We start from the raw sequence: 9,880 nt of genomic DNA, 5'->3' as shown, positions 1-9,880 counted from the left end.
AATTCGGTGTGGCCGGTATTTTATTGGATTTTTTGAAAGGGTACTTGCCCGTGCTTTTTATAATGGGCAGCAGCTATAATCATGGTTATCTAATCGTTCCGCTTGCCATCGCGCCTGTAGCAGGGCATGCCTTTTCTCCTTTCCTGAAAGGGAAGGGCGGCAAAGCTATTGCTGTCTCATTCGGTATATGGAGTGCGCTCACGGGGTTCGAGGTTTCTTTGGCTTATGCCATAATTCTAGCGCTGATGGCCGGTGTGAGCCGTATGATATATAAAAAAAAGCCTAAATCCACCGAGGTGGATGGCTTGCAGGTTGTGGTTGGCATGCTGCTTCTTTCCGTTTATTTGTATATAAGGATGTTTTCAGCTGCCATACTCCTCGTATGGCTTGGAAATTTTGCAATTCTTGTTTATAAGCACAGAGTTGAAATAGGGAAGTCGTGGAAAAAAGGATATGACAAAGGTGTCTAAAATGATAAAGAGATTGTCTCTTAAGGTGATGCCTTTCGAGACAATCTCTTTAATTATCTTCCCGCCAAACAAGCCTTCATCAGGAGTTGTATTTATACTACGAACGGGAATTTTCACGCATAGCGCCCAATACGATGTGATAACCATCAGGGTCTTTGATATAAGCGTTTTTAAATTCGTGATTGCCGTGAGCATCAGTAAACGGTTCGACCGCAATATGTCCGCCTAGTCTACGCACTTCCTCAATAAGTGAGTCCAAGTCATCCCAGCTCACATGAATAAATGTGTCCCATCCATAGTCGGGGCCTTCCCATTCTGTAGGATAATCTGGACGTTTTTGTGCGCGTGCGTTAGGCCGGACATCTTCAGCGGAAGCCGCCTGCTGCAGAATGACGGTCATTCCGTCTCTTTCCGCATGCCCCCAGTTATCGATATGGCAGCCGAGCACATCACGGTAGTATTCCTGGGACTTCTTTAAGTCCGAGACCAGCCGAACTTGAATGGTGTGACCGAATATTGCTTTTTGACCTGTAAGTGTCTTTGCAGCTTGCTCGCTCATTTTATTTCTCCTTTGTCACCAGAAATTTTATTAAGCATTTTTGACTATATTCGATTATCTGCCAATGTTTTCCTGCAATTACACCGAGATTGGTATGCTACAAGAAGCGGTGAGACAAGATCAAACAAAACCAATGTCGACTTATGTATTGATAGCACGCTAGTGCGTATGCTGAAAAAAGGATGCATAAACGTCTGTAACGCAAGCTAGCATATAGGTACTAAACCAAATCTATAAATCAATCWAATGTCAGGTTGCAWATGATAGAGATGATTCATATGTTGTAAGTATCTTCTAAGAGGAGGAATTACGCATATGCCAAAAGAAAAGAAAAATGCAAAAAACAGTTCACTAGGCAACCGTACAGGCGGCAATCGTACTGGGGGTAACCAAACAGGTGGCAACCGCACAGGCGGCAATCGTACTGGAGGTAACCGAACAGGAGGCAATCGCACAGGCGGCAACCGTACTGGAGGTAACCGAACAGGAGGCAATCGCACAGGAGGCAACCGTACTGGAGGTAACCGAACAGGCGGCAATCGCACAAGAGGTAACAGAACTGGAGGCAACCGGTCTGGCGGAAATCCAGCTGGTGGCATTGAATCAGGCACTGAACTTTAATTAAAGCAGAAGATGCCTAAGATTTGCATAAGCTATGCTTGAACAAGGAAGCAGCTCATGACTCTTTTGAGTACTGAGCTGCTTTTCTTTTTCAAGGCTTCATAGGAAGGGGATGAATGGTGGTAACTTACCCTTTACCTTTACGTGTCAACTCAGCAAGGGCAACCCATTGCTCGTCGGTCACCTCAGCCAAGCTGTTGAATTGACCTGCTCCTTGCAGCCACTCACCGCCGTCTATCGTAACGACTTCACCATTCAAATAATGAGCAAAATCAGATACTAAATATGCGGCTAGATTGGCTAGTTCTTCTTTATCACCAACCCGCTTTAAGGGGATGCGGTTGATCATTTTCTCTTCAAGCTCGGGAGTTGGAGATAAGCGTGACCATGCGCCTTCTGTTGGGAACGGACCGGGTGCGATTGCGACTTGTCGAATTCCGTATTGCGCCCATTCTACTGCGAGTGATCTAGTAAGAGCTAGAACGCCAGCTTTGGCTGCTGCGGACGGGACGACATATCCTGAGCCGGTTGAAGCATAAGTTGTGACGATATTTAGCATTGTTCCGCCTTTTCCTTGTTCAATCCATCGCTTTCCTACCTCGAGCGTCGTATAAAAGGTTCCGTGCAGAACAATATGTAGGATGGTATCTACCGCTCTTGGAGAAAGCTTTTCAGTAGGACTGATGAAATTGCCAGCTGCATTATTGACGAGGATATCGATTTGACCAAAATGGTTCTCAACGGCTGTAATAAGCTCATGTACTTGCGCGGGGTCTCGTACATCACAGCTTTTGTAATACACGCTGCTTGTCGGTACACTCATTTCTTCAGCAGACTGCTTCAGTACGGCTTCTCTGCGACTTGCAATGGCGAGTTTAGCGCCTAGAGCAAGAAACTTTTCCCCCATAGCTCGGCCGAGGCCTGTAGCTCCTCCCGTTATGAGAACGACCTTTCCTTGCAATAAATCGTTTGTAAATGGTCCCAAATGCACACCCTCCTCTGAATCAGAATGATTCTGTCTGTTTATTCATATCAGGGAGTGGTATAGGTTATGTGCAAAATAAAGAATCATTTAGACACTATCCATTCATAACATATCGACTGAGAAATGCCGCCACTTTTTGTTCATAGGCTGTTGTATCCGTACCATAGGACATGCCGTGACCAGCACCCTCGGCGATATAAATATCTTTGTCAGCTTTACAAGCTTCATAAAGCCTCCACACCATTTCTGTAGGTACAAAAGTATCGGCGGAACCATGAATAAAGAACATGGGCAGCTTATTTTTATCCAGCTGCTTGATTGCAGATGCCTCCTCGAAGCTATAACCTGCTTTAAGGCGGGTTAATAAGCTAGTTGCAGGCAAAATCGGAAAAGCAGGCAGCTTGTACATCCGCTTTAGTTGATAAGAGAGCTGATCGGTAACGGACGTATAGCCGCAGTCCTCCACAATGACCTTGACTTGTTTTGGAACGTTTTCACCGCTTACCATCATCACAGTCGCTCCACCCATCGAAATGCCGTGCAGCACGATTTGCACCGATTCACCAAGTTTCTGTACGACCTCGTCTATCCAAAGGAGATAATCCTTCCGATCTGGCCAGCCGAAGCCGATGTAATCGCCTTCACTATCGCCATGACCTCGATCATCAGGCATGAGCACGTTATACCCAAGCCTGTCATAATAAAATTTAGCGAAGCTGCCCATATCTTTCCCTTGCGAGGAATAGCCGTGTGCAAGAATGACGGTTTTGGACGTCAAAGTTTTGGCTTCAAGGTAATAGCCAACCAAGGAGAGACCGTCACTTGAAGTAAGGTGCCAAATTTCATAAGCTTGTTTTTCTATCCATTCTACCCCTATAGCCTCAACCGGTGTTGGACCAGTTTCGTCTGCTAACGCAATGGCAGCTTGATCATCCGTTTCCTTTTCTCCGTGAATTTGCGCTAAATCCTGATTATTGCTTAAAAATGCTTTTGAGTTTCGTTTGATTGCCACGTAATAGAAATAATAACTAATCACGGTAAGTAAACTGATAAAAAGGACCACCAAACCTCCTATTCCAAGTACAATTCTGCTCATCAGCATCGTCATAGTCATTCATTCCTCCAAGTAGGCGGTTATGTGTGAATTTGTGCTATGTCTCTATCATACTGAAGAAAGCTGCTAAAAGGGAGCGGATTGTTGAAGTGATGGTTTGAGTGTGGAGATTATAAAGGTATTGCCAGCTTCTTTATGGAATCAATCGTTATTATTGTTTCTTTTCTAATGAAAATCATTCCTTGTCTGCAATATTTCTAGTCTAAGCTCATTAGCTTGCCTTTATCAATGATGTTCATTACCAAAAAATAGTATATACTAGGCTCATATCGTACATATTCGGGTTGATGAGGGGTATAAGAGGCATGGAAATCGTAGAGGCAACCATTTCGTCCATTCAAGCCGCTTTGGAATCTGGCGAGATCACATCTCGCGAACTTGTACTATTTTATTTTGACCGAATTGCAGCGCATGATAAAGATGGACTCACGATAAATTCGGTGCTTGAGCTTAACCCCGATGCTTTATTTATAGCTTCTGCATTAGACAGCGAACGAGCTGTCCAAGGCCCAAGAGGTCCGCTTCACGGCATCCCCATCATGCTCAAGGATAATATTAATACAGGGGATAACATGCATACGAGCGCTGGCTCGCTTGCGCTTGCCAATTCCTATGCGGGAGTAGATGCTTTTATTGTACAAAGGCTGCGCGAAGCGGGGGCCATTATATTAGGGAAAGTGAATATGACGGAGTTTGCTAACTTTATGACAGATGGAATGCCGTCTGGCTATAGCTCGCGGGGCGGCCAAGTTCTTAATCCTTACAACATATCTACGCCGACAGGCGGATCAAGCGCTGGTTCAGGCGTCGCGGTGGCTTGTAATTTTTGTATGGCTTCGATTGGCACGGAAACCTCAGGATCGATCTTAAATCCAGGCAATTTAAGCTCAACCGTGGGCATTAAGCCGACCGTTGGACTGGTGAGTCGATCAGGCATATTACCACTCTCAAACTCACAGGATACTGCGGGACCAATGGCAAGAACCGTAACGGATGCAGTGATCGTATTAAACGCTATAACGGAGCATGATGACAGGGATGCTGCAATGGGTGCGGGGTACTTTAAAAAACATAAGGATTATCGTGTTTTCCTTGATCCGAAAGGTCTTGAGGGTRCACGAATTGGCATTCCTAGAGATTATTTTTTTGAGGAATTAACGGACGAGCAGCTAGCCATATTTAACGACGCAGTAGAGGTGATGAGAAAACAAGGCGCGGTCATCATTGACCCGGCTGATGTAAGAACTGCTAGGCAAATCGTTTATTCATCAGTAGTGCTGAATGAATTCAAATCCTCGATAAACGCTTATTTGTCCAAGCTGCCTCCAAACGGCAAAATTCGCTCGCTCAAAGACATTATTGCTTTTAATAACGAGTATCCGGTTGAAACCTTGAAGTATGGACAGTCCACTCTGCTGCTAGCAGAAACGACGACTTCAGGTACACAGACTGAGCTTCCATATCTTCGAGATCGGATTGCAGATCTCCGTTTATGCAAGGAAGAGGGAATAGATGCGACGATGAAGGAGCATCAGCTTGACGCGCTGCTTTTTCCTGCTGACTTTGGAGCAAGGATTACATCGCGTGCAGGTTATCCATCAATTGTCGTGCCAGCTGGCTATACTTCAAAAGGAGTGCCATTTGGTGTGACATTCGCTGCGAGGGCTTTTGAGGAGCCGATGCTCATTAAACTCGCTTATGCATACGAGCAGCACAGCATGGTGAGGCGTCCGCCTTCATTAAAGAGCTTTATTTAATGGGATAGGACGAGATGCCGCATCTCGACTATTATACGTTGGACGGAGATTTGACTCAGAGCTTTTTAAGCGCGTAACAATCAAAAACGCCTTCGTCGTCCTTTAGACGCTGTGTAGCTTTGATGGTGAAATATAAGATAAGTATGAGAAAATGATATACTTTCCTATATTTAAAAAAAATCCTCTCGACTGTTGGAGTCGGGAGGATTTGTATGCCTTTATAGCGCTATTTCTTCGCTTTAAAGTGAACAACCGCGCTATATAGCATCTTTTCAATTTTAGGATTAAATACAGCATGATGGCTGACGTGGAACACCTCTAGCAGCAAACCTTTATTATTTTCAATTTGCTGATCGATTTTTAGCTCTAGCGTCTTCAAGTCATAGGCTTCAAAAAATTCGATCTTATTTTCAATTAAATCTAGTCGGAAGTCCATTTGTTTATCTCCTATAAATAGATTTATAACCTAAACCCATTATACAGAGATATTACTTCACCCACAAAGCTTCAATTTCTTCAAGTGATTTTCCTTTGGTTTCCGGTACAACACGCCATGTAAACAAGAAGGCGAGCAAGGCCATGCCACCATAAATCCAGAACGTAGCGGCAGGTCCTGTAGAGCTAAGCATAGGCGGGAACGACTGTGAAACGAGATAATCCGCTGCCCAGAGCGCCATTGCAGCAATAGCCGTCGCTTTTCCGCGAATACGGTTAGGAAAGATCTCAGACATGATGACCCATACGACTGGTCCAAGCGAAATAGCAAATGAAGCCACATACAATAAAATAAAAATAAGCACGAGTGGACCTGCTGCATGTCCCGTTTGAAAAGCGATGCCTATAACAATCAAACAAATCGACATGGAAGCCGAACCAACGAGCAGAAGCGCTTTGCGTCCTACTTTATCAATGAGCCATAGAGCAACGAGGGTGAACAATAAGTTGATAAAGCCGACCAAAATCGTTTGGATCAATGAAGCGTTTGTTCCTGCGCCTGTTGCTTTGAAAATTTCTGGCGCATAATACATGACGGCGTTGATGCCTGTCACCTGTTGGAGCACAGCAAGTCCAACTCCTACAATTAATGCAATTCGAAGCCCTGGAGAGATTAGCTGCCGAATCGAACCGCTCTCTTGCTCGAACGAATGCTTAATATCGATCACTTCTTTTTTGGCGAGCTCTTCGCCGTGAATACGCAATAAGATCGGAAGAGCTGCTGCTGCGCGCCCTTGCTTGATCAGCCATCTTGGGCTCTCGGGCACAAAAAATAGCAAAATCATAAATAACAAACCAGGTATAGCGCCAACTCCGAACATCCAGCGCCAAGCGGAGGCGATGCCCCATGCTTCGTCACCTGATCTGGAAATCCATAGGTTTACGAAATAAGTAAGAAAGATGCCTGTAACGATGGCGAGTTGGTTAAGTGCAACAAGTCTGCCGCGATATTTTGCAGGTGCAATTTCGGCATTGTAAAGCGGGCATAACGTAGAGGTAATTCCGATTCCGATTCCACCAATAATCCGAGCCACAATAAACGCGGAAAAAGTATCCGGAATAGCTGAGCCAATCGAGCTGACAATAAATAGAATCGCGGCAGCAATAAGTACCTTTTTACGTCCGAAGCGGTCTCCCAAAATACCAGACATAGCCGCGCCAACAATACAGCCAATAATTAAGCTCGATACAGCCCATCCCACTTGTAGCTTTGATAAGTCGAATCGATCCTCCATAAAACCGACAGCACCTGATACGACTGCTGTATCGAATCCGAATAATAATCCGCCAAGAGCGGAAACAATGGAAACAAGCGTCACAAATTTCATGCTTACTTGTTCATTTTTGTTAGTAATCGGCATTTCCATTTCCGTTTCTCCTCTCTGTCAAAAACCTTTCCTGCGTGAAAACGAACTTTATTATAGCATGCAAAAAGAGCGAATCCGCTCGTAAAAACCTGCATTAATGAGTGTTGTTCCCGCATTTATTTTAGACATTGCACGCATAGGGAAACGAATAAAGAGAACTAGCATTTTGTTGTCATCCCAGCACAAAAAAGTCCATGTCGTTGCAGCATGGACTTTACTTATTTGCTCATTTTTTTATCCCCGGTAGTCGGAGGGGGGAACACCGGTCACTTTTTTAAAGACACGGCTGAAATAGTTTGGATCATTATAACCGACCTCGAAGCAAACTTCCTTTAAACTCAGTTTTCCAGTTGCCATTAACGCTTTCGCCTTTTCGATACGAAGGGCAGTGACATATTCGATAAAGGTTGTGCCTACTTGCTGCTTAAATATTTTACTGAAATAGTGTGGGTTTAGATGAACGGATTCGGCTACTTCTTCGAGTGAGAGGTCCTTTGTATAGTTGTCCTGAATAAAACGTTGTGCACGGTCTAGCACGGATTGGGTTTGCTGCTCCCGCTGCTCTCGAATGCGCTGCATTGCTGAGATAACATACGCTTCAGGTATAGCTTCCACATGTTCATGCTGCTTGTTATCACGATTCAGTGAAGGGACTGCACCATGTATCAATTCATCAAAGTGGCATATCTTGCCGCATTGCTCATAATAATTGGAGGCAAATACAGCCTCAAAATAGGATTTGCGCAAACCCTCAACACCCAAGCGCGTTTTTCYGATTCCGACTAAGATGTCAACCTCAAGCTGACGTGCTGCGATCGTGCATAGATCTTCACCTAAAGCGGTTCCGGCTGCCTTCCAATCTGCGTCCACAACAGATTTATCATGATTGATGAAGATAGCCATATGGCGATCAATTAAGGAGCTTACAACACTATTCGTTAAAGATGATTTGATAAAGCTTCTAATCGTATCGTAAACTTTTTGCTTACGATTAGCTTTGACATGCTCGGGAAATGCGATCACGATCGCACAGCCTTGTCCTAGTGGAAAGCTGAGCCATTCTGATAATTGCTCGATATCGGTATTTGTAACATGATCGACCATAAACATCATAGCGAGTTCATTTTCTGCTAAAGGCATTAATTGAGAAACTTTATGCCGCAGCTCTAGTTCGTCCGAGCGTTTCCTCTTCTCAAGCTCGAGTTCCTGTATGAGCTGCTGAAGCGTATGTATGATATGCTCGCGTTTGGCAGGCTTGACTAAATACTCTTTCACTCCGAGAGAAAGGGCTTCTTTGGCATATGCAAAATAATCATAAGCGGTCACCATGACGAACTTCACATCCGGCAAGGTATGCTTGATTTCGCGGATTGCTTCTAAACCTTGAATGCCGGGCATATTGACATCCATAAGGACGATATGGGGGCGATATTCCTCTGCTTTTTCTATCGCGACACGTCCATTCTCGGCATGGATTATTTGAAAGGTATTCGGAAGCATTCGTTCAATGATCAATTCCAAGCCTTCCCGCTCAAGTGCTTCATCATCCGCGATTAACAGTCGGTACATGTATGTTTTCACCGTCCTCTCTAACAGGTATTCGGATTGTGACTGTCGTTCCTTTACCCCGTTCGCTTTCAATATCGACTAATCCATGTAGACCATAAAATAGTTGGAGGCGCTTAAACACATTTTTTGTGCCAAGGCCTGTTGATTGTTCGGTGAATGCGCCAGCTTCCATTCGGAGCAGCGAAACTCGAATCTCTTCAGTCATTCCGCTGCCATTGTCGGATATGGAGATACGTACATGATGTTGATCATGCTTTATTTCAAGGCGAATCTTCGCTCCATTCTCCATACGTTCAATGCCATGAACAAAGGCGTTTTCTACGATGGGTTGAAGCGTGAGCGCAGGGATGTGATATGACAATGCAGATGGGTCGATATCCTTCACCAGCTGAATGCGGTCGCGAAAGCGTGCTTGTTGAATGGTGAAGTACTCCTCTACATGTGCTACCTCATCTCTGAGCGTGACCGCATGCTCCAGATTGCGCAAGTTATATCTCAGTAAATTGGACATCGAAATAATGAGATCACTTGTTTTCTCGGCTCCTTCAATGAGCGCTAGCTTGGATAATACATTGAGCGTATTAAAGAGAAAATGCGGATTAATTTGGCTTTGCAGCGCTTGCAGCTCTAATTCCTTAACGAGTCGATCCTTCTCCAGGCTTTCTTTATCCCGCTCCATCAATTCGAGGAGGTCGCTCGACATTTGCTCGAATGCGCCTGATAATACGCCAAGCTCATCCTTGGCTTGCAGCTCGTTTGAGCTTTGCTTTAGATGTCCCTTGGAGATCTGCTTCGCACGTGAGACAAGACTGCTTACAGGTCCAGTAATGCTGCGTGAAATCCATATGGCAAGTAAAATGCTCAGCAGGGTGTTCGTTATGAAGACGGCGGCACCGAGCAAATACATGCGTTTATTTTCAGCTTGAATCTGCTCATATACAGG

Annotated in this window: 10 protein-coding genes; 3 read left to right on the top strand and 7 right to left on the bottom strand. The window is 44.7% G+C overall.

The window, feature by feature from the left end:
- On the top strand, positions 1–470 hold a 470-nt coding region (locus tag AC1DSE_RS23015; protein WP_477528241.1), incomplete at its 5' end, for a glycerol-3-phosphate acyltransferase.
- A gap of 97 nt (positions 471–567) precedes the next feature.
- Here the strand turns inward: AC1DSE_RS23015 and AC1DSE_RS23010 are convergent.
- The gene (locus AC1DSE_RS23010; RefSeq protein WP_441882885.1) at positions 568–1,029 is read right to left on the bottom strand and encodes a VOC family protein; all 462 of its coding nucleotides are present in this window, start codon (positions 1,027–1,029) and stop codon (positions 568–570) included.
- 315 nt (positions 1,030–1,344) lie between these two features.
- Between AC1DSE_RS23010 and AC1DSE_RS23005 the strand changes: the two genes are divergently transcribed.
- On the top strand, positions 1,345–1,650 hold the full coding sequence (locus AC1DSE_RS23005; RefSeq protein ID WP_477512158.1) for a hypothetical protein: 306 nt from the start codon (positions 1,345–1,347) through the stop codon (positions 1,648–1,650).
- A gap of 127 nt (positions 1,651–1,777) precedes the next feature.
- On the opposite strand, the gene AC1DSE_RS23000 is transcribed toward AC1DSE_RS23005, so the two are convergent.
- Both AC1DSE_RS23000 and AC1DSE_RS22995 read right to left on the bottom strand, forming a co-directional pair.
- Positions 1,778–2,635: an SDR family oxidoreductase gene (locus AC1DSE_RS23000; RefSeq protein ID WP_477512157.1), complete on the bottom strand. Its 858-nt coding sequence runs from the start codon at positions 2,633–2,635 to the stop codon at positions 1,778–1,780.
- Positions 2,636–2,729: 94 nt separating this feature from the next.
- Positions 2,730–3,749 (bottom strand): alpha/beta hydrolase, encoded by a 1,020-nt coding sequence (locus tag AC1DSE_RS22995; protein ID WP_477512156.1) that lies wholly within the window; start codon positions 3,747–3,749, stop codon positions 2,730–2,732.
- Positions 3,750–4,054: 305 nt separating this feature from the next.
- Here AC1DSE_RS22995 and AC1DSE_RS22990 point away from each other — a divergent pair, with 305 nt between their 5' ends.
- Entirely contained in the window at positions 4,055–5,506 is a 1,452-nt protein-coding gene (locus tag AC1DSE_RS22990; RefSeq protein WP_477528240.1) for an amidase family protein, read from the top strand.
- 226 nt (positions 5,507–5,732) lie between these two features.
- On the opposite strand, the gene AC1DSE_RS22985 is transcribed toward AC1DSE_RS22990, so the two are convergent.
- The 4 genes from AC1DSE_RS22985 to AC1DSE_RS22970 all read right to left on the bottom strand — a co-directional run.
- The gene (locus tag AC1DSE_RS22985; RefSeq protein ID WP_076268099.1) at positions 5,733–5,942 is read right to left on the bottom strand and encodes a YrzA family protein; all 210 of its coding nucleotides are present in this window, start codon (positions 5,940–5,942) and stop codon (positions 5,733–5,735) included.
- 52 nt (positions 5,943–5,994) lie between these two features.
- Complete coding sequence (locus AC1DSE_RS22980; protein WP_477512154.1) at positions 5,995–7,368, bottom strand: sugar porter family MFS transporter; 1,374 nt, start codon at positions 7,366–7,368, stop codon at positions 5,995–5,997.
- A gap of 234 nt (positions 7,369–7,602) precedes the next feature.
- Positions 7,603–8,937 (bottom strand): AraC family transcriptional regulator, encoded by a 1,335-nt coding sequence (locus AC1DSE_RS22975; protein WP_477528239.1) that lies wholly within the window; start codon positions 8,935–8,937, stop codon positions 7,603–7,605.
- The coding region (locus AC1DSE_RS22970) for a sensor histidine kinase (RefSeq protein ID WP_477528238.1) at positions 8,912–9,880 on the bottom strand (969 nt) is incomplete at its 5' end. The genes AC1DSE_RS22970 and AC1DSE_RS22975, both read right to left, overlap by 26 nt.

Source organism: Paenibacillus sp. 01L418 (assembly GCF_056400045.1).
This window is presented reverse-complemented; position numbering and strand designations above follow the sequence as displayed.

Excerpts from the sequence above, each read along its gene's own strand:
- AC1DSE_RS22985 (WP_076268099.1), bottom strand. The coding sequence starts at position 5,942 with ATGGACTTCCGACTAGATTTAATTGAAAATAAGATCGAATTTTTTGAA.
- AC1DSE_RS22995 (WP_477512156.1), bottom strand. The coding sequence starts at position 3,749 with ATGACTATGACGATGCTGATGAGCAGAATTGTACTTGGAATAGGAGGT.
- AC1DSE_RS23005 (WP_477512158.1), top strand. The coding sequence starts at position 1,345 with ATGCCAAAAGAAAAGAAAAATGCAAAAAACAGTTCACTAGGCAACCGT.
- AC1DSE_RS23010 (WP_441882885.1), bottom strand. The coding sequence starts at position 1,029 with ATGAGCGAGCAAGCTGCAAAGACACTTACAGGTCAAAAAGCAATATTC.
- AC1DSE_RS22980 (WP_477512154.1), bottom strand. The coding sequence starts at position 7,368 with ATGGAAATGCCGATTACTAACAAAAATGAACAAGTAAGCATGAAATTT.